Annotated in this window: 16 protein-coding genes; 8 read left to right on the top strand and 8 right to left on the bottom strand. The window is 73.0% G+C overall.

Going from position 1 to position 24,420, the window contains the following annotated elements; all coding sequences use genetic code 11:
- Window positions 1–100: 100 nt before the first annotated feature.
- The 5 genes from ABD973_RS28165 to ABD973_RS28145 all read left to right on the top strand — a co-directional run bounded on the left by ABD973_RS28165 (window position 101) and on the right by ABD973_RS28145 (window position 4,725).
- A complete protein-coding gene (locus ABD973_RS28165; protein WP_345502746.1) occupies window positions 101–1,369 on the top strand; it encodes an MFS transporter in 1,269 nt (422 codons plus the stop codon).
- A gap of 94 nt (window positions 1,370–1,463) precedes the next feature.
- On the top strand, window positions 1,464–2,192 hold the full coding sequence (locus ABD973_RS28160) for a TetR-like C-terminal domain-containing protein (RefSeq protein WP_345502744.1): 729 nt from the start codon (window positions 1,464–1,466) through the stop codon (window positions 2,190–2,192).
- Between the two features lie 41 nt (window positions 2,193–2,233).
- Window positions 2,234–3,388: an MAB_1171c family putative transporter gene (locus tag ABD973_RS28155; RefSeq protein ID WP_125820356.1), complete on the top strand. Its 1,155-nt coding sequence runs from the start codon at window positions 2,234–2,236 to the stop codon at window positions 3,386–3,388.
- Window positions 3,389–3,694: 306 nt separating this feature from the next.
- Window positions 3,695–4,156, top strand: a complete 462-nt coding sequence (locus ABD973_RS28150) for a helix-turn-helix domain-containing protein (RefSeq protein WP_125604513.1) — start codon at window positions 3,695–3,697, stop codon at window positions 4,154–4,156.
- Window positions 4,153–4,725: a toxin gene (locus tag ABD973_RS28145; protein WP_125604511.1), complete on the top strand. Its 573-nt coding sequence runs from the start codon at window positions 4,153–4,155 to the stop codon at window positions 4,723–4,725. Before ABD973_RS28150 ends, ABD973_RS28145 begins: the two co-directional genes overlap by 4 nt.
- 7 nt (window positions 4,726–4,732) lie before the next feature.
- Here ABD973_RS28145 and ABD973_RS28140 read toward each other — a convergent pair whose 3' ends face one another.
- Both ABD973_RS28140 and ABD973_RS28135 read right to left on the bottom strand, forming a co-directional pair.
- The gene (locus ABD973_RS28140; RefSeq protein WP_345504775.1) at window positions 4,733–8,125 is read right to left on the bottom strand and encodes an aminotransferase class I/II-fold pyridoxal phosphate-dependent enzyme; all 3,393 of its coding nucleotides are present in this window, start codon (window positions 8,123–8,125) and stop codon (window positions 4,733–4,735) included.
- The gene (locus tag ABD973_RS28135; protein WP_125820357.1) at window positions 8,122–9,063 is read right to left on the bottom strand and encodes an NAD-dependent epimerase/dehydratase family protein; all 942 of its coding nucleotides are present in this window, start codon (window positions 9,061–9,063) and stop codon (window positions 8,122–8,124) included. The genes ABD973_RS28140 and ABD973_RS28135 overlap by 4 nt, the downstream gene beginning before the upstream one ends.
- A gap of 263 nt (window positions 9,064–9,326) precedes the next feature.
- Between ABD973_RS28135 and ABD973_RS28130 the strand changes: the two genes are divergently transcribed.
- On the top strand, window positions 9,327–11,708 hold the full coding sequence (locus ABD973_RS28130) for an ATP-binding cassette domain-containing protein (protein WP_125820358.1): 2,382 nt from the start codon (window positions 9,327–9,329) through the stop codon (window positions 11,706–11,708).
- A 300-nt stretch (window positions 11,709–12,008) separates the two neighbouring features.
- Here the strand turns inward: ABD973_RS28130 and recQ are convergent, their stop codons facing one another.
- Together recQ and ABD973_RS28120 are read right to left on the bottom strand one after the other, a co-directional pair.
- Window positions 12,009–14,018, bottom strand: coding sequence for a DNA helicase RecQ (recQ, locus tag ABD973_RS28125; RefSeq protein WP_125820359.1), 2,010 nt, complete (start codon window positions 14,016–14,018; stop codon window positions 12,009–12,011).
- 9 nt (window positions 14,019–14,027) lie between these two features.
- Complete coding sequence (locus ABD973_RS28120; protein ID WP_125820360.1) at window positions 14,028–15,167, bottom strand: DUF1152 domain-containing protein; 1,140 nt, start codon at window positions 15,165–15,167, stop codon at window positions 14,028–14,030.
- Between the two features lie 188 nt (window positions 15,168–15,355).
- On the opposite strand from ABD973_RS28120, the gene ABD973_RS28115 reads away from it, so the two are divergent.
- Complete coding sequence (locus ABD973_RS28115; protein WP_125820361.1) at window positions 15,356–16,753, top strand: STM4012 family radical SAM protein; 1,398 nt, start codon at window positions 15,356–15,358, stop codon at window positions 16,751–16,753.
- A 7-nt stretch (window positions 16,754–16,760) separates the two neighbouring features.
- On the opposite strand, the gene ABD973_RS28110 is transcribed toward ABD973_RS28115, so the two are convergent.
- The 4 genes from ABD973_RS28110 to ABD973_RS28095 all read right to left on the bottom strand — a co-directional run bounded on the left by ABD973_RS28110 (window position 16,761) and on the right by ABD973_RS28095 (window position 20,745).
- Window positions 16,761–17,648 (bottom strand): DMT family transporter, encoded by an 888-nt coding sequence (locus ABD973_RS28110; protein WP_125820362.1) that lies wholly within the window; start codon window positions 17,646–17,648, stop codon window positions 16,761–16,763.
- 131 nt (window positions 17,649–17,779) lie between these two features.
- On the bottom strand, window positions 17,780–18,136 hold the full coding sequence (locus ABD973_RS28105) for a zinc ribbon domain-containing protein YjdM (protein WP_125820363.1): 357 nt from the start codon (window positions 18,134–18,136) through the stop codon (window positions 17,780–17,782).
- Window positions 18,137–18,214: 78 nt separating this feature from the next.
- Window positions 18,215–19,660: a glyceraldehyde-3-phosphate dehydrogenase gene (locus ABD973_RS28100; RefSeq protein WP_125594894.1), complete on the bottom strand. Its 1,446-nt coding sequence runs from the start codon at window positions 19,658–19,660 to the stop codon at window positions 18,215–18,217.
- 125 nt (window positions 19,661–19,785) lie between these two features.
- On the bottom strand, window positions 19,786–20,745 hold the full coding sequence (locus ABD973_RS28095; protein ID WP_125820364.1) for a LysR family transcriptional regulator: 960 nt from the start codon (window positions 20,743–20,745) through the stop codon (window positions 19,786–19,788).
- A 169-nt stretch (window positions 20,746–20,914) separates the two neighbouring features.
- Between ABD973_RS28095 and ABD973_RS28090 the strand changes: the two genes are divergently transcribed.
- Complete coding sequence (locus ABD973_RS28090) at window positions 20,915–24,391, top strand: M28 family peptidase (RefSeq protein WP_386382004.1); 3,477 nt, start codon at window positions 20,915–20,917, stop codon at window positions 24,389–24,391.
- Window positions 24,392–24,420 lie beyond the last annotated feature (29 nt).

Raw genomic sequence — 24,420 nt, 5'->3', positions numbered from 1 at the left:
GTGCCGCGATGGAAGGGTACTGTAATGGCAATCATTTTCATTAATCACCTCGGGGGCGGTTCGCCGAACCGCCTCCCCACCCGCCAGGAGCACCCTCACCGTGGCCACCACACCCGCCCCGACCGCCGCCAAGTCCCCCTCCCCTCCCCCGCGTTCGATCCTGCGCGACCCCGCCTTCCTGCGCCTGTGGGCGGGCACCACCGCCTCGGGCCTCGCGACCTGGGCGCTGCCCTTCGTCCTCGGCCTCGCCGTGCTCCACCGCGACCTCGGAGCCGCCGGACTCGGCCTGGTCCTCGCCGCGCGCACCGCCGGATTCCTCGCCGCCGTGGCCGTGGGCGGCGTCCTGGCCGACCGGCACGCGCGCCGCGCGGTCGTCCTGTGGTCGGCCCTCGCGGCGGGTGCGGCCGCGCCCCTGCTCGTCGCCGGGCTGGGCCGCTCCCTCGTGCTCATGACGGCCGCCGCCGCCCTCGCCGGTGCCGGACAGGGCGCCTGCCGCCCGGCGTTCCAGGCGCTCGTCGCCGAGACCGTCGAACCGGAGCGGCGGCAGCGGGCCAACGCCGCCATGACCCTCGCGGTACGCGCCTGCACGCTCGCCGGCCCCGCCCTGACGGCACTGCTCGCCGCCTTCCTCGACGTCCGGACGCTGCTCCTCGGCATCGGACTGCTCTGGCTGGTCGCCGCGCTCGTCCCCGCCCGGGGCGCGGGTCCGGCCGCACCGGCCGCGGCGGCCGGTCCCGCGCCGCGGGCCGGCTTCCGCGCCGAGTTCCTGGAGGGCATACGCGAGGCGCGTCGGCACCCCTGGTTCCTCGCCGGTCTCGCCGCCCTCGTCTGCGTGATCTCGCTCGGCTACTCCGCGACCAGCGTCGCCCTCCCGCTGATCAGCCGGGACCGCTACGGCACCGAGTGGGTGCTGGCCGCGGCCATGACCGCCTACACGGTCGGCGCGCTCGCCGGTGCGCTGCTCATGGCCCGGTGGCGGCCGCGCTCGCAGGGCTGGGCCGCCTTCGCCGGGCTGGCGGCGTACGGCTTCGCGCCGCTGAGCCTGGTCCTGCCCGTGCACCCGGCGCTCGTCGTCGCCGCGTACGCCGTCGCCGGTACGGGCATAGAGCTGTTCAACGTGCCCTGGTTCACCGCCACCCAGCGCGAGGTGGCCCCGGACAGGCTGGCCCGCGTGTCCTCGCTGGACTTCCTCGTGTCCTACGGCCTGGCCCCCGTCGGCCTGGCCCTGATCGCCCCGGCCGTCAACGCCTTCGGGGTCACCCCCGTCCTGACGGCCTGTGCCGCCGCCTGCTTCCTCGTGCCGGCGGCGGCCGCCCTCGTCCCCACCGCCCGCCACTTCGCCCGCACGGCGCCGGCGGCACGGGACTGACCGGAGCGGGCGGTGGCCTGAACCGGGCGCCCGGCCGGGGCGTCGTACCGGCCGCGCTCACGGCCGTCGGCCCCCGGCCGGTACGGTTTCCGGCATGGACGTTTCCGCAAAGAGTTCGAATCCCGAACGCACGGGCCCGGCGGCCCGGATCCTGGACGCCGCGCGGGCGCAGCTGGCGAAGCTGGGGGCCGCGGGGCTGTCCCCGGAGGGCGTCGCGCTCGAGGGCGGCCTCGCCGTCAGCGACGTGGAAGCGGTCTTCCCGCACCGGGACGACCTGTTGACCGCCCTGGTCATCGACGCGTACGACGCGTCCGGCGCCGCGATGGAGCGGGCCGACGCCGAGGCGGCGGCCGCGGGGGCACCGGCGGGCGCGCGGCTGCTCGCGGCCGCACGGGCGCTGCGGCGGTGGTCGTTCGAGAACCCGGCCGAGTTCACCCTCATCTACGGTTCGCCCGTGCCCGGGTACCACGCGCCGCAGGACACGGTCCCGCCCGCCTCCCGTACGCCCGCCGTACTCGCCGGGGTCATCCGCTCGGCCCTGGAGGCCGGTGAACTCACCCCGCCCCGGCGGACGCCGCCCGCCCGCCGGCTGCTGCTGCCCGAGGCCGTGGCGGCCTTCGGCGGCGTGCCCGGTGCCCCGTTCTCGGACGTCATCGAGCGCGGCATCGTCCTGTGGAGCAGCCTGATCGGCCTCCTGGTCTTCCAGGTCTTCAGCCGCACCCACGACAGCGTCAGCGACGAGGCCGCCTTCTTCGACTACGCGATCGCCGTGGCGGCCGAGGGCGTCGGACTCGACGTCCCGCTGACCGAGAAGACCGCCTGACCCGTCCGTCCCCTACGCGGCACCCGCAGAAAATCCAGGACGTGAACACCACCAGAACCCTCTGCTTCGTCATAGCGGCGCTGTCGTCGTACGCGGCGCTCGTCTACCGCCTGTGCCAGGCGCGCCGCAGCTGGCGGGACAGCGCCTACCGCGCGCTGATCACCACCCTCCTGCTCCAGTGCCTGACCTTCACGATGGGCGCCGTCGCCATGGGCGGCGGCAGCGTCCTCGGCGTCGGCAACCTCGCCATCCTCCTCATGCACCTGGCGGCGGTGGCCTTCTGCGTCAGCTCGCAGATCATCCTGCTGAAGTGGGCGGACGCCGACGAGGAGGCACTGCGCAGGGCGCGCTGGTGGACCGTCACCGGCTTCGCCCTGAACGTGCTGCTCGTCGCGCTGTTCCTGCTCGCCGACGGCACGAACCGGCCGTCCTCCGACTTCGACACGGGCAGCGGCCAGCCGCTGGTGCTCACGTACCTGCTGGCCTTCATCGTGTCGCAGGCCGTTCCCTGCGTCACGATCTTCCGCCAGTGCGGCCCCTACGCCGAGATGACCGACAACGCCTCGCTGCGGCAGGCGCTGCGCATGCTGCGCGTCGCCGCCGTGGTCCTGTTCCTGTACTGCTCGGCGAGGACGGTCAACATCCTGACGTCGGCCGCGGGGATCGACATCGGGGTCTGGAAGCTCGCCTCGAACGTCTTCAGCGCGGCGGGCATCGTGATCCTGTCGCTGAGCCTGACCAACTCCTCCTGGGGCCCCTCGGCCACCCGGCTGCTGGACTGGGCGCGCAGCTACCGGTCCTACCGGGCGCTGTACCCGCTGTGGCGGGACCTGTACGAGTCCTCCCCGGACATCGCGCTGGAGCCGCCGGGCGCCTCGGTCTCCGAGATGGACTACCGGCTGCACCGCCGGGTCGTGGAGATACGCGACGGGTGGCGGGATCTGCGCCCCTACATCGACCGCACCGCCCCCGGTTCCACAGGGCCCGGCAAGGACGCCAGCGAGGAGCTGCGGCAGGCGTTCACGGAAGCGGCGCAGATCAAGCAGGCCCTGCTGGCGAAGCGGAACGGCACCGTCCCTCAGGACAGCAAGGACGACGGCGATTTCGACGACCGCGACACCGACAACTTCACGGCGGAGGTCGCATGGCTCACCAAAGTGGCGGCCGCCTACAGTAAGCTCGGCACCGCGAGTTGAAGCTCCCGCCCGGTTTGCATCCCCCGTCAAACCGGGCGGGCAGCTCCCCCGTTACCCCCCGTCTCCGCACGGGGCGGGACGGGCGGTTCACCGCCCGGACTGGCCCGGCCCATCCCCCGAGGGCCGGGCCAGTCCGTTTTTCACCGGCAAGCCAACCGACAAACCCCCGTGAGTCGAGTTAACTGCCAGCTATCGGCGAGACCCAACGTTGGCGGAGTCCAGCCCAATTGTCAACTGACCGCTAATCTGTGAAACTGACGTATAGCCAAGGGCTATACCGAGGAGGTGACGGGAGGAAGGATCACCATGACCGACACCGAGACCGAGGCCGATGACCGGCCCCTGCTCGCGACGCGCCTCGACGACCTCTTCAAGACCGTCCGCCCCAAGGGCAAGCACTGGACGAACGCCGAGGTGGCGGAGGAACTGAAGCGGGCCAACCCCGAACTCAAGGTCGGCGGTGTCTACCTGTCCCAGCTGCGGACCGGCAAGCGGTCCAACCCCTCCCCCGACCTCCTGGCCGCCCTCGCCCGCTTCTTCGGCGTCTCGGTCGCCTACTTCTTCGACGACAAGGTCGCCGAGTCCGTGCTCAGCCAGGTGGCCGCCATCGAGGCGCTGCGCCAGTCCGGCGTCCGCGCCGTGGCGATGCGGGCGGCCGGCATGAAGAAGGAGAACCTCGCCGCCATCACGGCCATCATGGACCAGTACCGGCAGCTACAGGGCCTTCCCCCGGTCACCGACTCCGGCGACCCCGGCGACCCCGAATGAGGGGCGCCTGGAAGGAGCGGGCCGCCGACCACGACCGCCGCAGCCGGCTGAAGAAGCTGCGCAAGGCCGGGGCCCGCAGGCTCGCCGAACTCGACCTCCCCGAGGCCCCCGACGTCGCCGAGCTCTGCCGCCACCTCGGCGAGGTCCGCGACCGCCCGATCATCCTGGTCCCGATGCAGATGCCCTCGTCGCACCCGTGCGGCATGTGGGTCGCCGCCCGCGACGAGGACCTGATCTTCTACGACGCCAACACCACCAGCGCGCATCAGGAGCACATCATCTTGCACGAGCTGGGTCACATCATCTGCTGCCACCGCGGGGCCGGCGGACTGGACGAGGCGGCGGCCCGCCTCCTGTTCCCCGACCTCGACCCCGACATCGTGCGCGACATGCTCCTGCGCGCGACCTACGACGACGTCCAGGAGCAGGAGGCGGAGATCATCGCCTACCTGCTCTCGCAGCGCATGGGCGGCGCCGAACAGCCGCACGGCACCGACCCGGACGCGCAGGAGGGCGACGCCCCCGCCAAGAGCGCCACCCTCAGCCGCATCGAACGCACCCTGATCTGAGATGGGCCTACCCGGCGGCCCCTCCCCCGGCGGACGCCACCTCCCCGGCCAGCAGGGCGACGGCACGCCTGATGTCGTCCTCGCGGTGCTCGCTGGTGATGAAGAACCGCAGCCGCGAGAGCCCCTCCTCCACCGCCGGGTGGAAGATGGGGTCGGCGATCACGCCCCGCTCGAAGAGGCCGTGCGCGACGCGCAGGGTCTTCGCCGAGTCCCCGAGGATGCACGGCACGATCGGGGTGCCTCCGCTGGAGCCCGTCGACAGCCCCGCCGCCCTGGCGAGGTCCAGGAAGAGCGCCGAGTTGCGCCGCAACGCCCGCACCCGCTCCGGCTGCGCCGTCATCAAAGCGGTGGCGGCCAGGGCGGCCGCCGCGTTGGCCGGTGTCAGGCCGACGCTGTAGACGAAGCCGGGGAGCGTGTGGCGCAGCCAGCGCACCATCCGGGCCGAGCCGCCGAGGTAACCGCCGCAGCCGGCGAAGGCCTTGGAGAGGGTGCCCATCCACAGGTCCACGTCGCGGCGGTCGACGCCGTGGAACTCGCCGACGCCCCGGCCGCGTTCGCCGACGGTGCCGATGCTGTGCGCCTCGTCCACCATCAGCAGGGCGCCGTAGCGCTTCTTCAGTTCGATCACGGCGGGCAGGTCGACGAGGTCCCCGTCCATGCTGTACGCGCCCTCGACGGCGATCAGGACCCTGCGGAACCGGGACCGGTTGAGCCTCAGCATCCGCTCCAGCTCGGCCGTGTCGTTGTGGGCGAAGGGGCGGCGGGCGGCACCCGAGAGGGCGCAGCCCTGGAGGATGCTGTCGTGGGCGAGCGCGTCGTGGACCACCAGGTCGCCGGGGCCCACGAGGTGGCCTATGGCGGTGACGTTGGTGGCGTGGCCGCTGACCAGGGTGAGGCAGTCCTCCACGCCGAGGAACTCGGCGAGGGCCCGCTCCAGCCGGACGGTCAGGTCGCGTTCGCCGGAGAGCACCCGGCTCGCCGAGACGGAGGTCCCGTACCGGTCCACCGCCTCGTGCACGGCCGCGTTGACCGCCGGATGGCCGGACAGGCCGAGGTAGTTGTAGCTGCCGAAGGACAGGTACGGGCGGCCGCCGATCACGGTGGTGTCGGTGATGGTGCCCTCGTGGACCCGGAAGTACGGGTACCCGGCCGGGCTGCCCGTGACCGCGTCCAGCCGCTCCTCGAAGCGGGCCACCTCGGGGAACTCGTCGACCCGTGCGGAGTCGGGGCTCCACTGCGGCGGTCCGCCCAGAAGTATCGTTTCCGCAGCCCTCGCGGGGACCGCCGGGAGCACCGGCGCGTCCCGGTCCCCCTCTCCGGCCGCGACGGCGATCAGCCGGCCGATGGTGAGGCCCGGCGTGAACAGCTCCTCGGCACGGAAGCCCGGGATCCGCTTGCCGATGCTGACCTCCAGTTCCTGGAGCATGAGGGAGTCGAAGCCGAGGTCGGTGACCAGCGACATGCCCGTGGCCAGGTCGGACAGCGGGAAGACACCGGCCCGCGACACCTCCTCCAGCACGACCGTGGCGACGGACTCCGCGCCCGGGCGGGCCGCCGCGGCCACGGCCGGCCGCTCCGCCGCCCACGCGTCCCCGGGCCCGTCCGGCCCGGCCGCCTCGCGGGCCGCCTCGTCCACGGCCCAGTGCCGGCGCGGGGCGAGCGGGCTCGGCGGCAGCGTGCACGGCGCTCCCCGCGGCCCGGGCACCGCGGGCCGCTCCGCCCCGGGGTCCTGCGTACGCCCCGCCTCCACCCCGGCGGCGGCCTCCGTCAGCCGCGCCACGGCGTCGGCGGCGTCCTCCACCACCACGGTCAGGCGTTCCCCGAGCGGAGCCCGGCGGGCCAGGGTGTCCGCCACCGCGGCCGGCTCCGGCCGGTCCTCGGCGATCACCGCGGCCAGCTCCCGGGCGTGCCGGGCCAGCCCCGCCCGGTCGCGGGCGGTGAGCACCAGCACGTGCGGCCCCTCCCCCCGCGCGGCGGGCACGGCCGGGCCGGGGGCCTGCTCCACCACCATGTGGACGCCGGTACCGCCGAAGCCGAAGGCGCTCACCCCGGCCCGCCGCGGCCCGCCCGTCTCCGGCCAGCGGACCGGAGCCGTCGGGACGGTCAGCCGCGCGGAGTCCAGCAGGGCGGCGTCGGCCGCCTCGAACTCCGGCTGGGGCGGGATCACTCCCCGGTGCACGGCGAGCACCGACTTGACGAGCCCCGCCATGCCGGCGGAGTTCAGCGAGTGGCCGACCACCGCCTTCACCGCCCCGAGACGGGCCGGGCGGGCGTCCGGGCCGCGCAGCTCGCGCAGGACGTCGAGCTCGACGGGGTCGCCGACCGTGGTGCCGGTGCCGTGCGCCTCCAGGTAGTCCACCGCGCCCGGTGCCAGGCCGGCGTCCCGGTAGGCGCGGCGCAGGGCGCGCAGCTGACCGGCGGCCTGGGGGTGCATCCCGCCCTGCACGGTCCCGTCGTTGGCCGTGCCGATGCCCCGGATCACCGCGTACACGCGGTCGCCGGCGGCCAGGGCGTCGGACAGGGGCCGCAGCACCAGGATCCCGGCGCCCTCCCCGAGGACGAACCCGTCGGCCTTCGCCCCGAAGGGCAGGCAGCGGCCGCTGCGCGAGATCGCCCCGATCCGGCACAGGCCCACCAGCAGGTCGGGGGTCAGCACCAGCTGGGCGCCGCCCGCCAGCGCGATGCGGGTGCGGCCGGCGCGCAGCGCGTACACGGCGTTGGCCACGGCCATGAGGCCGCCGGAGCAGGCGGAGTCCAGGGCGTAGCTCTCGCCGTGCAGGTCGAAGACCGAGCTGATGGTGTTCGGCCCCATGTTGAGCAGGAGCCCGGCGGCGGAGGTGCCGTGCAGGCCGTCGACCGCGCGGACCGTCTCCTGCCAGCGCGGGTCGGCCGCCCGCGCCCCGAACTCGCCGCCGGCCAGCTGGCGCATGCGCAGCCGCATGGTGCTGAGCTGGCGGTAGCCGCTTTCGGTGAGGGCGGTGATGACCGAGGTCTCCTCGCGGTCGAAGCCGTCGACCTCCCACCCCGCGTCCTGGACCGCCTCGCGGGCGAGGTCGATCAGCAGCCGGTGCTGGGGGTCCATGGCCCTGGCCCGGCGCGGCGGGATGCCGTAGTGCGCGGCGTCGAACCGGTCCACGTCCGGCAGCAGGGCCATGGTGTCGGTGTAGGCGGCGGAGGTGTCGCGGAAGTCGTCGCTGAGGAAGGCGGCGGCGCGCCACCGCGAGTCGGGTATGCGGGAGAACTGCGGCTGCGGGTCCGTCAGGAGCCGCCAGTACTGGTTGACGTCGCGGGCGCCGGGGAACCGGCACGCCATGCCGACGACGGCGACGGCGACGTCGTCGCGCGTCACCGGGGCGGCTGGGGCCGCAAAGGGCCGGTCCGGCGGGTTCGGCGGGGTCATCGGCCGGCTGCCAGGCGCTCGCGCCACCACGCCACGGTCGCCTTGACCTGCTCGTCGACCGGGGTGGCTCGGACACCGAACGCGGTCTCCCAGGCGCTCGCGTCGACGACGAAGGGGCGGTCGAACTGGTAGCGGATCTCCTTGAGTTCGCGCAGCAGCGGGGAGAACAGTCCGCCGACGGCCAGGACGGCGGGGGGCAGAGCGCGGACCGCGACCGGTCCGGTGCCCGCCTCGTCGGCCAGCCGGCGGGTCATCTCGCGGACGGAGAGCGCCGGTCCGGTCGGCGCGTGCCAGGCCCGGCCCCAGGCGCGCTCGTCGCCCGCGGCCTCGGCCAGGGCCCGGGCCACGTCGGGGAGGTAGGTCCAGCTGTGCGGGGCGTCCGGGTCGCCGAGGGTGGAGACCGGCTTGCCGCGCAGCAGCGGGGGCAGCACGCGGGCGGCCAGGTGCCCGCCGTCGGTGACGCCGGGTCCGAAGAAGTCCGAGGCCCGCACCTCGACGGCCTTGAGGCGGCCCTGTTCGTGCAGGGCGCGCGCCCGCTCCCAGACGGCCGCGCGGACCCGCCCCTTGGGGCCGGTCGCCGCGAGCGGCAGGTCCTCCGTCATGGGGACGTCCACGGGGCCGTACCCGTAGAGGTTGCCGAGCATGACCAGGACGGCACCGGTGGCCTCGGCGGCCGTGCACAACGACGCGGCCAGCGCGGGCCATTCGGCGGCCCAGCGGTGGTAGGGCGGGGACGCGCAGTTGTAGAGGGCGACGGCGTCCCGCGCGACCTCGGTCAGCCGGCCGCTGTCGCGGGCGTCCAGTGCGACGTGCTCGATGCCGGGCTCCGGGGCCCGGCCCGAGGCGGTGACGACCTTGACTGAGTGGCCCCGTTCGGCGAGCAGCCGAGCGGTGGCGGCCCCGGCGGGCCCGAAACCTATGACGACATGAGAGTTCACGTACGCACAGTAGCGCGGGGGGTACCGGTCCCCGGTAAGGCACCCTCGGGTCGCACCGGCCCGTTTGGCTGGAAGACGCCCGGTGGTTTGCGCCGGTCAGGAGGGCTTTGCGCAGTGGAACGGCCGCCGGGCGGCGGGCGGGGCACGGCGGACGGATCAGGATTCGAGAAGCGCCGGACCCCGGACCCCGCATAGCGTGGCTGCCGTACGGGTGCGGTGGTCACGCCGCACGGCCCGGAGCGAGCGATGGAGACACGAAGAGCATGGCCAAGAGGACGGACACGGGGTCGCCCGCGCCCCACATCGCCGACAGCCACGGTCTGATCCGCGTGCACGGCGCGCGCGTGAACAACCTGAAGGACGTCGCGATCGAGATCCCCAAGCGCCGGCTGACGGTGTTCACGGGCGTCTCCGGGTCGGGGAAGAGCTCACTGGTGTTCGACACGATCGCCGCCGAGTCCCAGCGGATGATCAACGAGACCTACAGCGCCTTCGTCCAGGGCTTCATGCCCACGCAGGCACGGCCCGACGCCGACGTGCTCGAAGGGCTGACGACGGCGATCATCGTCGACCAGCAGCGGATGGGCGCCGACCCCCGCTCCACGGTCGGCACCGCGACCGACGCCAACGCGATGCTGCGCATCCTCTTCAGCCGTCTCGGCGACCCGCACGTCGGCCCGCCCGCCGCGTACGCCTTCAACGTGCCCTCCGTGAGGGCGAGCGGGGCGATCACCGTCGAGAAGGGCGCCAAGAAGACGGTGAGGGCGACCTTCAACCGCACCGGCGGCATGTGCCCGCGCTGCGAGGGCCGCGGCAGCGTCTCCGACATCGACCTCACCCAGCTCTACGACGACTCCAAGTCCCTCAACGAGGGCGCCCTCACCATCCCCGGCTACAGCATGGACGGCTGGTACGGGCGGATCTTCGGCGGCTGCGGCTTCTTCGACCCGGACAAGCCGATCCGGGAGTTCACCAAGAGGGAACTGGCCGACCTCCTCCACAAGGAGCCGACCAAGATCAAGGTCGACGGCGTCAACCTCACCTACGAGGGACTGATCCCGAAGATCCAGAAGTCGATGCTGTCCAAGGACCTCGACGCGCTCCAGCCGCACATCCGGGCGTTCGTGGAACGGGCCACGACCTTCGCCACCTGTCCCGAGTGCGCAGGGACCCGGCTCACCGCGGAGGCCCGCTCCTCGAAGATCGGCGGGATCAGCATCGCGGACGCCTGTGCGATGCAGATCAGCGACCTGGCCGCATGGGTGCGCGGCCTGGAGGAGCCCTCGGTGGCGCCGCTGCTGGACAAGCTCCGGCACACCCTGGACTCCTTCGTGGAGATCGGCCTGGGCTACCTCGCGCTCGACCGCCCGGCGGGCACGCTCTCCGGCGGCGAGGCGCAGCGCGTCAAGATGGTCCGCCACCTGGGCTCGGCGCTCACCGACGTCACCTACGTCTTCGACGAGCCGACCACGGGTCTGCACCCCCACGACATCCAGCGGATGAACGGCCTGCTGCTGCGGCTGCGCGACAAGGGCAACACGGTGCTGGTCGTGGAGCACAAGCCGCAGACGATCGCGATCGCCGACCACGTCGTCGACCTCGGCCCCGGGGCGGGCACCGCGGGCGGCACGGTCTGCTTCGAGGGCACGGTGGAGGGGCTGCGGGCCTCCGGCACGGTCACCGGCCGTCACCTGGGCGACCGCACCGGCCTGAAGAAGACCGTACGGACTCCCTCGGGCGCCCTGGAGATCCGCGGGGCGGACGCGCACAACCTGCGGGCGGTCGACGTGGACGTCCCGCTCGGGGTGCTGGTGGTGGTCACCGGGGTCGCCGGCTCCGGCAAGAGCTCGCTGGTGCACGGCTCGATCCCGGCGGAGGAGGGCGTGGTCTCCGTCGGCCAGGGCCCGATCCGCGGCTCGCGCCGCAGCAACCCGGCGACGTACACGGGGCTGCTCGACCCGATCCGTTCGGCGTTCGCCAAGGCCAACGGGGTGAAGCCGGCCCTGTTCAGCGCCAATTCCGAGGGCGCCTGCCCAACCTGCAACGGGGCCGGCGTGGTCTTCACGGACCTCGGGATGATGGCGGGCGTCTCCTCCACCTGCGAGGACTGCGAGGGCAAGCGCTACCAGGCGTCGGTGCTGGACTACCGGTTCGGGGGCCGCGACATCAGCGAGGTGCTGGCGATGCCGGTGCGGGAGGCGCAGGAGTTCTTCGGTTCCGGCGAGGCCCGCGTCCCGGCCGCGCACCGCGTCCTGGACCGGCTCGCCGACGTCGGGCTGGGCTACCTCACCCTCGGCCAGCCGCTCACCACGCTGTCGGGCGGCGAGCGGCAGCGGCTGAAGCTGGCCACGCACATGGCGGACAAGGGCGGGGTCTACGTCCTGGACGAGCCGACGACGGGCCTGCACCTGGCGGACGTGGAGCAGCTGCTCGGGCTGCTGGACCGGCTGGTCGACTCCGGCAAGTCCGTGATCGTCGTCGAGCACCACCCGGCGGTCATGGCGCACGCGGACTGGATCATCGACCTCGGGCCGGGTGCCGGGCACGACGGCGGCCGGATCGTGTTCGAGGGCACGCCGGCCGACCTCGTCGCCGACGGCTCCACGCTCACCGCCGAGCACCTCGCGGCGTACGCCGGCGTCTGAGCGGCTCCCCCGGCGGCGCTTCCCGGACGGAACGCGGGCCGTCCGGGCACCGGTATCCCCACACCGGAGGCCGGACGGCCCGTGCTGTGCGAACGGAGACGGCACGCGCTCGCGTCGCCCGGTCCGTACCCCCACGGTGGGACCGTGCTCCGGTCGGCGTGCCGCCGGCCGTCGTCCGGCTCCGTCGCACCACCAGTCTGTGGCCGTCCGACTCCCCTGGGCGCACTTTCTGACGCGCCCTTTGCACAAGGAGACCGATCTTTGACGCGGGCCTGACGTTCCCGTTCCGGTTCGGTGGGGCTACTGCCAGTCGTCCCAGGGCGGGTCCTCGTCCAGGTCGAACGGCGGTTCGTCCTCGTGGGAGAGCGGGGGTTCCGCTTCGCCGGCGGGCGGGGCCCCGTGGGACGTGGTGGCCGTGGTCCCCGTGGCGGACGTGGTGGCGGTGGCGGCCTTGGTCGCGGTGAAGTCGGCCAGGGCCTCGATGACGCCCTCGCCGTACTTGGCGAGCTTGGCCTCGCCGACTCCTCCCACCCCGGACAGCTCCTCCACCGTGCCGGGCAGCAGCGTCGCGATCTCCCGCAGCGTGGCGTCGTGGAAGACGACGTACGCCGGGACGCCCTGCTCGCGGGCCGTCGCGGCCCGCCAGGCGCGCAGGGCGTCGAAGACCGGCACGGCCTCGGCGGGCAGGTCGACCGGGACCCGGGCGCTCTTGCCGGAGCGCGACCCGGAGTCCTTCTTCCGGGAGGCGGCCGGGGTCTTCTCCTTGCGCATCTGGACGGTGCGGCGCCCGCCCAGCACCTCGCCGCTCGCCTCCGTCAGCACGAGGGTGCCGTAGTCGCCCTCCACCGCCAGCAGTCCCAGCGCCAGCAGCTGGCGGACGACCCCGCGCCACTCGGCGGTGCTCAGGTCGGCGCCGACGCCGAACACCGACAGGGCGTCGTGGTCGAACTGGATGACCTTGGCGGTCTTCTTGCCCTGGAGGATGTCGATGATCTGCCCGGCACCGAACTTCTGGCGCCGCTCCCGCGCGAGGCGCCACACCGTGGACAGCAGCTTCTGCGCGGCGACCGTCCCGTCCCAGGACTCGGCGGGCGTCAGGCAGGTGTCGCAGTTGCCGCAGGGCTCGCCGGACTGCCCGAAGTACGCGAGCAGCCGGACCCGCCGGCAGTCGACGGTCTCGCACAGCGCCAGCATGGCGTCCAGGTGCGCGGCCAGGGAGCGGCGGTGGTTCTCGTCGCCCTCGGAGCCGTCGATGAGCTTGCGCTGCTGGACCACGTCCTGGAGGCCGTACGCGAGCCAGGCGGTGGCCGGCTCGCCGTCGCGGCCGGCGCGGCCGGTCTCCTGGTAGTAGCCCTCGACGGACTTGGGCAGGTCCAGGTGGGCCACGAAGCGGACGTCGGGCTTGTCGATGCCCATGCCGAAGGCGATCGTGGCCACCACCACGACGCCGTCCTCGCGCAGGAAGCGCGCCTGGTTCGCGGCGCGCGTGCGGGCGTCCATCCCGGCGTGGTAGGCCACGGCGTCGATGCCCTGCTCGACCAGGAAGGCCGCCGTCTTCTCCACCGAGGACCGCGACAGGCAGTAGACGACGCCGGCGTCCCCGTCGTGCTCGGCCCGGATCAGCTCCAGCAACTGTGCCAGCGGCTTGTCCTTGGCGACGATGCGGTACTGGATGTTCGGCCGGTCGAAGCTGGCGACGAAGTGCCGGGCGTCCTCCAGGCCCAGCCGTTTCGCGATCTCGGCGTGGGTGGTCTCGGTGGCGGTCGCGGTCAGGGCGATCCGCGGCACCTTCGGCCACCGCTCGTGCAGCATCGACAGGGCCAGGTAGTCCGGGCGGAAGTCGTGGCCCCACTGAGCGACGCAGTGCGCCTCGTCGATCGCGAACAGGGACACCTTGCCGCGGTCGAGCAGCCGCTGGGTGCCCTCGGTGCGCAGCCGCTCGGGGGCCAGGTAGAGCAGGTCCAGTCCGTCGGCGAGGAAGGCCTGCTCGACGGCCTGCCGCTCGTACGGGTCCTGGGTGGAGTTGAGGAACCCGGCCCGCACCCCGAGGGCGGTGAGCGCGTCCACCTGGTCCTGCATCAGCGCGATCAGCGGCGAGATGACGATGCCGGTGCCCTCTCTGACGAGCGCCGGGATCTGGTAGCAGAGCGACTTGCCGCCGCCGGTCGGCATCAGCACGAGGGCGTCGCCGCCCCCGGCGACCTGCTCGATGATCTGCTCCTGCTCGCCGCGGAAGGAGCTGTAGCCGAACACGCGGTGGAGTACCTGCAGGGAGTCCGAGATCTCGGGGGAAGCGTCCGAAAGAGCCATTCGAGAAGCCTAGCGGCCCCCGCCGACACCCCGTCCCGCCTGTGGACGGCCGGCGGCGGCACCCAGCCGCCACAGCGGCGCGGCCCGGCGGTCGCCCAGCGCGGCGAACAGGCGCCGGGCCTCCCCGGGGCCCAGGTCCAGCTCCTCGGTGATCCGGCGGGTGGTGGCGTACGCGATCCCCCGCGCCAGCGTCTCCCGCTCCCAGGCGGCGAAGCGGGCCAGGACGGCGGCGGGGTCCCGGTCCGGGCGCGGTGCGGGCGGGCCGGCGGGCAGGGCCGCGGCGCGGCGGCGTTCGCGTTCGATCTCCGAGAAGCCGCACACCGCGCGGGAGGCCTCCTCGGCCTCCGCCAGTGCGCCGGTGCCGGCCAGGGCGCGGGCGAGGGGGCTGAGGGAGAGGACCCGGTCCAGGGTGAGCCGGTGGACGGCGGCGGCCGAGGCGTCCAGGTGCACCGGCCGCGGGGCGTCCCGGGTGCCGCAGACCCCGCGCACCCCGCGGGCGGCGGCCACCAGCAGGGCGCTGGCCTCGGAGGGGTGCCAGTCGAAGACCCCGGCCACGACCGCGGTGTGCCCGGCGGTGAGGGTGAGGGCTGGTGCGCCGAGCCGGGGCAGCAGGTCGGGCGGGGGCACCTCGTTGTCGAGGCCGGGCCCGGCCACGTACACGCCGGTCGGCAGTCCCGTGGCCGCGCAGGCGGCGACGGCGAGGGCGTCGCCGAGCGGGCTGCGCAGGGTGGGCTCGTCGCCCCGGGCCACGATGTCGCCGCCCACGTCGACGAGGTCGATCCGCTCGGCGCGGCACCAGCGGGCGGCCGCCGCGATCTGGCGGGCGAGGCCGAGGGCGCCGCCGTAGGGGTCCAGCAGTCCCAGCCGCGGCCGCAGTTCGCCGGACAGCCGCGGCAGCAGGGAGCCGGCCGGGGCGACGGGCCGGGTCCCGGGGGTGACCAGGACGAGGTCCGGTGCGGCGGTCTCGGTGCCGTGGAAGTCGCCGGCGCTCCGGGGGCCCGGGACGGGGTCGACGACCAGCCGCTCCCAGGCGTAGGTCAGGACGAGGGCCGGGGTGTCCGCGCCGTGCAGGGCGGCGTGGACCATGGCGGCCGTGATGGCGTCGCCGCCGCCCCCGGCGGCGACGAGAAGTCTCCGTGTGTTCTCCATGGCGGCCACGGATACACCGCCCCCGGGGCGGAATCCCACCTTCCGCAAAAAGTACATATGAAGCTCTACACGCCGAAAGGCGGTTCATGGGAATTGCACTGCTGAAAACGGCCCCGGCGCGAACCTAAGGTGACGCCTGGTCACGAAGAGTGACGCCCTCTTTTGCCGAGAGAGAGTCGATTCCCCTGATGAACGCGCCTGTTCTGCTGCCGAGCCCGTCGTTCCCGGTCCCCTCCGCCGACACCGATCCGGAAACCCCCTACGAGCAGTACGTGTACGCCTACCCGCACCAGAAGGCGTACCGCCTCCTGGAGGACGGTCCGCTGCTCAGCGACCTGTGGTCGAGGGAGCGCCTCGACGCGCTCTCCCTCTACGCGCACATCCCCTTCTGCGAGATGCGCTGCGGCTTCTGCAACCTCTTCACCCGCACCGGCGCCCCCGAGGAGGTCACCGGCGCCTTCCTCGCCACCCTGGAGCGGCAGGCGCGCGTCACCCGCGAGGCGCTGGAGGCCAAGGGCGAGCCGATCCGCTTCACCCTCGCCGCGTTCGGCGGCGGCACCCCGACCTACCTGACCGCCGAGGAGCTCACCCGCCTCTGCGACATCAGCGAGAACATCATGGGAGCCGACCTCAAGGCGGCCTCCTGGTCGGTGGAGACCTCCCCCGCGACCGCGACCGCCGACCGGATCGCCGTACTCGCCGAGCGCGGCGCGACCCGGCTGAGCATCGGCGTCCAGAGCTTCCTCGACGAGGAGGCGCGCGCCGCGGTGCGGCCGCAGAAGCGCGCGGAGGTCGAGGCCTCGCTCGCCCGCCTCAAGGAGGCCGGGTTCCCGATCCTCAACATCGACCTCATCTACGGGATCGACGGCCAGACCGAGCGCACCTTCCGGGTCTCCCTGGACGCCGCCCTCGCCTGGGAGCCGGAGGAGATCTACCTCTACCCGCTGTACGTGCGCCCGCTGACCGGTCTGAGCACCCGCCACGCCAAGACGCTCCAGGACTGGAACGACCAGCGGCTGCGGCTCTACCGCTACGGCCGCGACCACCTCCTGTCCGCGGGCTACGAGCAGACCTCCATGCGGGTCTTCCGGCGGACCGGCACCGCCGCCGTGGAGGACACCGACGGCAGCGGCATCAGCGAGTACAACCAGCAGGCCGGCATGGTCGGGCTGGGCGTCGGCGCCCGCTCGTTCACCACCGACCTGCACTACACCACCGACTACGCCGTCGCGGTGCCCGAGGTGCGGCGGATCATCGACGACTACGTCGCCACCCCGACCGAACGGTTCCGGCGCGCCCAGTGGGCGTTCCGCATGGACGACGCCGAGCGCCGCCGGATGTACGTGCTCCAGCACCTGCTGGAGTCCACGGGCATGCGCGCCGACGCCTACCGGCAGCGGTTCACCACGCGCTTCGAGGACGACTTCGGGCCCCAGCTCGACTTCCTGCTGAAGCGGAACTGGCTGCGGGAGAGCGGCGGCACGCTGGGGCTGACCCCGGACGGCATGGCCTGGGCCGACGCGATAGGCCCGATGTTCTTCTCCGACCGCGTCCGCGCGGACATGACCGCCTACCAGGACCGGTAGACGGCCGCTACGGCCGGATGCGGCGCCGCTCCGGGACGGATACGAGGACCAGCCCGAACAGCATCAGCGCCGCTCCGGCCGCCGCCGTCGGACCGGGCCGCTCGCCCAGCACCGCGACCCCGAGCACCGCCGCCACCAGTGGCTCGGTCAGGCTCAGCGTCCCCGTCGTGGCGGCGCTGAGCCGGCCGACGCCGCGCGTGAACAGCAGGTAGCCGAGCGCGGTCGTGCCGAGGCCCAGCCAGCCGATCAGCGCGAGCGCCCGGCCCGTGGCCAGCCCCTCGGGTGCCACCAGCAGGAACGGCGAGACCAGCAGCCCCGCGCACAGCACGCTCACCGGGGCCGCCGCGGCGAGGTCCGCGCCGTGGGCGGCCAGCTGCTTCGACGCGGCGATGTACACGCCGAAGCTCGCCCCGGACACCACCGCGAAGACCAGCCCGAGCAGGTCGGCCCGGGCCCCGCTGCCGGGCAGCAGCAACAGGGCGATGCCGGCCACGGCGCAGCCCGTCCCCCACAGCCAGCGGCGGGTGAGCCGCTCCCCGGCGAGCCACCGGGCGCTCAGCCCGCCCACCACGGGCACGGTCCCGAAGGCGACGGCCGTCGCCAGGGCCGCTCCGCCGCGCTGCACCGCCTGGAGGAAGCAGACCTGGAAGGCGGCCGTCACCAGCACGCTCAGGACGAGCCACCGGCCCGCTCCGGGCTTGCCCAGGGTGCGCAGCCCCGCCGGGCGGACCGTCAGCAGGCTGAGCACGAGCCCGCCGAGCAGCATCCGGCAGGCCCCGAGCGACACCGGGTGCACGCCGGTGTCCGCCCACAGCTGGGCGGGCCCCACCGTCCCCCACAGCACCGCCGCCGCCAGTACGGACGCCACCGCTCCCACGGCTTCCCCTTTCGCCACTTACGGAACGTGGCGAACGTATCCGGCGGGAGCCCCCGGACCCACTGGGGAAAACCATGGGATTCCGGCCGTCCGCGGGACCCGGTCCGTGGCTTCGCACAAAGGCGCCGCCCGCGCGGGACAGCGGGAGATCAGCCCTTCCGCACCACGCTCGACTTCAGCTGCATGGCGCCGAAGCCGTCGATCTTGCAGTCGATGTCGTGGCCGTCGACTCCGTCGACGAGGCGGATGTTGCGGACCTTGGTGCCCGCCTTGATCCCGGTCGGGTGGCCCTTGACCTTCAGGCCCTTCACCACGGTGACGGTGTCCCCGTCGGCGAGCACGTTGCCGACCGAGTCCTTGACCACCCGCTCCTGGGGGGCGTCGCCGTCCTCGCCGGCCGCGGGAGGCCATTCGTGCCCGCATTCGGGGCAGACCAGCAGGGCGCCCATCTCGTACGCGTACGGGCCGGAGCATTCGGGACAGGGGGGAAGCACGTTCTCGGTCACCGCGGCAGTCTAGGCAGGAAACGCGCGGTGCCCCGCCGACGGCTGTCGGCGGGGCACCGGGTCGGGCGATGCGCGGGATCAGACCTGCGGGACCGGGTAGGTCGGGTACTCCACCCCGGAGACGTGCTGGACGACGCGGATCACCTGGCACGAGTAGCCGAACTCGTTGTCGTACCAGAGGTAGAGGATCGCGTTGTCGCCGTCGACCTTGGTGGCGCCGGCGTCGACGATGGAGGCGTGGCGCGAGCCCACGAAGTCCATGGAGACGGCGTCGGGCGCGGTGGTGAAGTCGATCTGGCGCTTGAGCGGCGAGTGCAGCGACACGCCGCGCAGGTACTCCAGGACCTCTTCGCGGGTCGTCTCGCGGCCCAGGCGCAGGCTCAGGATGGCGATCGAGACGTCCGGGACGGGGACGCGGATCGAGCTGCCGGTGATCGGGGCCTTGAGGTCGGGCAGCGCCTTGGCGACGGCGGAGGCGGCGCCGGTCTCGGTGATGACCATGTTGAGCGGCGCGGAGCGGCCGCGGCGGTCGGCCTTGTGGTAGTTGTCCAGCAGGTTCTGGTCGTTCGTGAACGAGTGGACGGTCTCCACGTGGCCGCGGAGCACACCGTACTCGTCGTCCATCGCCTTCAGCGGCGGGACGATCGCGTTGGTGGTGCAGGAGGCGCAGGACAGGACGCGCTCGTCCGGCTTGATGGTGTCGTGGTTGACGCCGTGGACGATGTTCGGGACGTCGCCCTTGCCGGGGGCCGTCAGGACGACCTTGTCGATGCCCGGGCGCAGGTGCTTGGAGAGGCCCTCGCGGTCGCGCCACTTGCCCGTGTTGTCGATGAGGATGGCGTCGTTGATGCCGTACTCGGTGTAGTCGATCTCGGACGGGTCGTTCGCGTAGATCACCTTGATGGTGTTGCCGTTCGCGACGATCGTGCCCGCGGCCTCGTCCACCGTGATGGTGCCCTGGAACTGGCCGTGGATGGAGTCGCGGCGCAGCAGCGAGGCGCGCTTGACGAGGTCGGCGTCACCGCCGCCGCGCACGACGATGGCGCGCAGGCGCAGGCCGTTGCCGGAGCCGGCCTTCTCGATGAGCAGGCGGGCGACGAGGCGGCCGATGCGGCCGAAGCCGTAGAGGACGACGTCGCGTCCCTCGCGGCGCTCGATCTTGTTCTCGCCGGTGGCGCCGACGACGGCCTCGGCGGTGAAGGCCTCGACCGACAGACCGCGGTCGTCGGTCTTGTAGGTGGCGGCGAGCATGCCGATGTCGATCTGGGACGGGCCCAGGTCGAGGGCGGTGAGGGCCTGGAGGAACGGCATCGTCTCGGTGACCGACAGCTCCTCGCCGTCGATCTGCCGGGCGAAGCGGTGGGCCTTGAGAATGCTCACGACCGACTTGTTCACCAGGGAGCGGCTGTGGAGCAGGATCGTGACGTCCCGTTCCCGGTGCAGCTTCCCGATGAGGGGGATCATCGACTCCGCGATCTCCTCGCGGGTCTTCCAGTTGGCGAACGAGTCCTCGTTGACAGTCACAGACGTTATCTTTCGAGCTAGGCGGCGCTCATATGCTAACCCGCCGCCGGATCGTTCCTTCAAGGGGGACCGCCTGAGCGTCGCCGGCGCCGGACGCACCGGGCCTGAGCTGCGGCCTCCTCGTTTCAGTCGAGCACCGGCCGGGCCTCCGGGTGGGCGTCCCACCACTTCCGGTGGAAGTCGTTGTTGTCCACGTTCGCCAGGTACGCGGCGACCGCCGCGCGGAAGAGCAGCTCGGCCTGCCGCGCCGGGACCGCCGAGCGGTTCCAGGCGAGGCGGATGCGGCCGGTGACCGGCGTGCCGGCCAGGGGGCGCATCACGGTCCCGGCGACGGGCGGGGCCGTGGGCTGGCAGAGGGCGATGGCGCGGCCCGCGGCGATCAGGTCGTGCCGCATCTGGCGGTCGGTGATCCGGTGGCGCAGCGAGGGGGTGAAGCCCGCCTTCGCGCAGGCCTCGACCAGGGCCTCGGGGCCTCCGTCGTCGTCCTCCACCAGGGTCATCCACTGCTCTCCCGCCAGCTCGGCCAGGTCGAGGGTCGCGCGTCCCGCGAGGCGGTGCCCCGAGGACATCCGGATGCAGAACGGCTCCTGGGGCACCACCGTGCGGGCGGTGACCCCCCGGGGCAGCGGAACCTCGTAGTCGTTCACCTCGCCGTACACGATCACGTCGTACTGGCCGGCGCCGAGCATCCGCACCAGGGCCGTGACGGAGTCCTCCAGGTCCACGGTGACCTCCCGCCCGGACAGGGCCTGGTCGGTCCGGGCGAGCAGGCCGTCCAGGAGCACCAGCAGGATGCAGCCGAGCCTGAGCGGGGCGTCGGCCGCCAGCGCGCGGGCCTCGGCGCCCAGGGCGGCCATCTCGCCCAGCACCCGGCGCGCCCTGGCCAGCACGAAGTGGCCGAGGGCGGTGGGCTCCACGCCGTGGCGGCCCCGGGCGAAGAGCTCCCCGCCGGTGACCGCCTCGATCCGGCGCAGCTGGGCGGAGAGCGCCGGCTGCGAGATCCCCAGCCGCCTGGCCGCCTCCCCCAGACTGCCCGCTTCCGCGATCCGGCAGACGGCTTGCAGATGCCTCAACTCCAGCTGCATCCGGGCAGCTTACGAAGCGGCACGGCAGCGCACCATAACCCGCGCCTTATGCCCGCAGGGATGTCCCAATCTCGCCATGTCCACGCCCATACTCGGCGACGCGTACCGCCACCCACCCCCCACACACGATCGGAGTGGACTCGTGCAGCCCACCAGATGGACGGCGTCCGTGGCAGCCCTCGCGCTGACCGCGAGCCTCGCCGGCGCGCTGGCCGGCACCGCGTCGGCCGCGCAGCCGGATCCCGTACCACCCCGTCAGTCCAAGGCCGAGCGGGCCGTGGCCGCCGCGGACGCGGCCGTCCGCAGCGGCCTCGACACCCTGGTCAACTCCCCCCGCCAGCAGTACGAACGGCGCCTGGTCACCCCCTGGGTGAAGGACCTGTACTCCGTCGCGTACGAGCGCAGCTACCGGGGCCTGCCGGTCGTCGGCGGCGACGCGGTCGTCCTCGCGGACGGCGAGGGCCGGGTCCGCGCCCTCCAGTCGGCCTCCTCGACCGTGATCGACGTGGCGACCACCCCGGACGTCGACGCGAAGGCGGCCGAGGCCTCCTCGCGGCGCGAGCTGGAGAAGGTGGACAAGGTCGAGAGCAGCCGGCTCGTGGTCCGGCTCAAGGACGACAAGCCCGTACTGGCCTGGGAGACCGTGCTCACCGGCCGCACCCGCACGGCGCCCAGCCGGCTGCACGTCTTCGTGGACGCCCGCACCGGGAAGGTCGTCGACCGCTACGACGAGGTCGTGGCCGGCACCGGCAACAGCAAGTGGAACGGCCCCAACCCGCTGACGATCGACACCACCGCCTCCGGTGGCACGTACTCCCTGCGCGACCCGAACCGCCCGGGTCTGAGCTGCGCGGACTACAGCACCGGAACCGTCTTCAGCAAGTCCTCCGACTCCTGGGGCACCGGCAACCCGACCTCCAAGGAGACCGGGTGCACGGACCTGATGTTCGCCGCGCAGAAGCAGTGGGACATGCTCTCCCAGTGGCTCGGCCGCAACGGCGTCAGCGGCAACGGGCGCAGCTTCCCGGGCAAGGTCGGCCTGAGCGACCTCAACGCCTACTGGGACGGCAGCTCGGTCACCATCGGCCGCAACAGCGCCAACGAGTGGATCGCGGGCGTGGACGTGGTGGCCCACGAGTACGGGCACGCCATCGACTCCAACACCCCCGGCGGCACCAGCGGCCAGGAGGCCGGCCTGGGCGAGGCGACCGGCGACATCTTCGGCGCGCTGACCGAGGCGTACATCAACGAACCGGCCCCGTACGACACCCCCGACTACACGGTCGGCGAGGTCATCAACCTCCAGGGCCGCGGCCCGATCCGCAACATGTACGACCCGCCGGCGGTCAACAACGACCCGGCCTGCTACAGCTCCGCGATCCCCGGCACCGAGGTGCACAAGGCCGCCGGGCCGCTCAACCACTGGTTCTACCTGCTGGCCGAGGGCACCAGCCCGGGCGGCGGCAAGCCCAACAGCAGCACCTGCAACCAGACCACGCTGACCGGTGTCGGCGTACAGAACGCCGGCAAGATCTTCTACGGCGGCATGCTCCTCAAGACCAGCAGCATGTCGTACAAGAAGTACCGGACGGCCACGCTCGGCTCGGCCAAGTCCCTCGACGCCACCTGCAACCTGTTCAACCGCACCAAGGCCGCCTGGGACGCCATCAGCGTGCCCGCCCAGAGCGGTGACCCGACCTGCACCCCGAGCGGCCAGAACGACTTCTCGCTCTCCCTGAACCCGGCGTCCGGCACCGTCCAGCAGGGCGGCTCCGTCACCACCACCGTGGCCACCAGCACCACCAGCGGGTCCGCCCAGCAGGTGACGCTCACCGCGACGGGCCTGCCCGCCGGGGTCACCGCCTCCTTCAACCCGGCCACCGTGCAGTCCGGGCAGTCCTCGACGCTGACCCTCTCCGCCTCCTCCAACGCGGCGCCGGGGGCCTCCACCGTCACCGTCAAGGGCCAGGGCGCGTCCCTCGCGCACACCGTCGACTACGCCCTCACCGTGGGCGGCACCCAGCCCGACCCGACCGCGCCCGACATCAGCGTCGCCAACGTCCAGGCACACCTGGCCCAGCTCGGCACGATCGCCTCGCAGAACGGCGGCAACCGCCGGGCCGGCAGCGCCGGGTACACCCAGTCCCTCGCGTACGTGAAGGGCAAGCTCCAGGCCGCCGGCTACACCGTCACCGAGCAGGCCTGCACCTCCTGCACCTACCCGTCCAACAACCTGATCGCCGACTGGCCGGGCGGGCCCGCCGACAAGACCGTGATGTTCGGCGCCCACCTCGACGGCGTCTCGGCCGGACCGGGCATCAACGACAACGGCTCGGGCTCGGCGACCCTGCTGGAGAACGCCCTCGTCCTGGCGCAGAAGAACCCGACGATGACCCAGCACGTGCGGTTCGCCTGGTGGACCGACGAGGAGCAGGGCCTCAACGGCTCGAAGTTCTACGTCAACCAGCTCGGCAGCGCCCAGCGGGCGGCCATCAAGGGCTACTACAACTTCGACATGGTCGGCTCGCCCAACGGCGGCTACTTCATCAACAACGTCAACTCCACCACCGCCGCCCCGCTGAAGGCGTACTGGACCTCCCTGAACCTCGCCCCCGAGGAGAACACCGAGGGCCAGGGCCGCAGTGACGACTACTCCTTCCAGCAGGCCGGCATCCCCACCTCCGGCTACGCCGCCGGCGCCAGCGCCCGCAAGACCTCCGCGCAGGCCGCGAAGTGGGGCGGCACCGCGAACGCGGCGTACGACTCCTGCTACCACAGCGCCTGCGACACCCCGTCCAACATCAGCGCCACCGTCCTCGACCGCAGCGCCGACGGCGTCGCGTACGCCATCTGGAACACGGCCGTCGGCGGCGGCACCCCCGCCTCCGACTTCTCCATCGCCACCAGCCCGGCCGTCGGCTCCGCCAACCCCGGCGGCTCCGTCACCTCGACCGTGAACACCGCCACCGTCAGCGGCAGCGCGCAGACCGTCGCCCTGTCCGTGACCGGCGCCCCCTCCGGCGTGACCGCGACCGTCAGCCCGGCCTCGGTCCAGTCCGGCCAGTCCGCCACCCTCTCGGTGCAGGTCGCCGCGGGCACCCCGGCCGGCACCCACACCCTGACCGTCACCGGCACCGGTTCCGTCACCCACAGCACCACGTACACGCTGACCGTCGGCGGGGGCGGCGGCAGCTGCACCCCGGCCCAGGTCGTCGTCAACGGCGGCTTCGAGAGCGGCTCCGCCCCCTGGTCCACGACCTCCGGGGTGATCACCAACCAGTCCGGCCAGCTCCCGCACGGCGGCTCGTACATGGCCTGGCTGAACGGCTGGGGCAGCTCCCGCACGGACAGCGCCTCACAGTCCCTGACCGTCCCCGCCGGCTGCGCCTCCGGCCGGCTCTCCTTCTACCTGCACATCGACACCGACGAGAACGAGAGCGTCGCCTACGACACCTTCACGGTCTCGGTGGGCGGCCAGACCCTGGCGACCCTGTCCAACCTGGACGCGGGCTCCGGCTACACCCTGAAGAGCTACGACGTCTCCCAGTTCGCCGGGCAGACCGTCGTCCTGCAGTTCAAGGGGGTGGAGGACCAGTCCCTCCAGACCTCCTTCGTGGTGGACGACGTGACCCTCCAGACGAGCTGACCCGACGGCACCACCCCAGGAGCCCGGCC

Source organism: Streptomyces racemochromogenes (genome assembly GCF_039535215.1).
GTDB classification, from domain to species: domain Bacteria; phylum Actinomycetota; class Actinomycetes; order Streptomycetales; family Streptomycetaceae; genus Streptomyces; species Streptomyces racemochromogenes.
The sequence above is the reverse complement of the archived record's forward strand: the minus strand, read 5'-3'. Positions and strand labels throughout refer to the sequence as shown.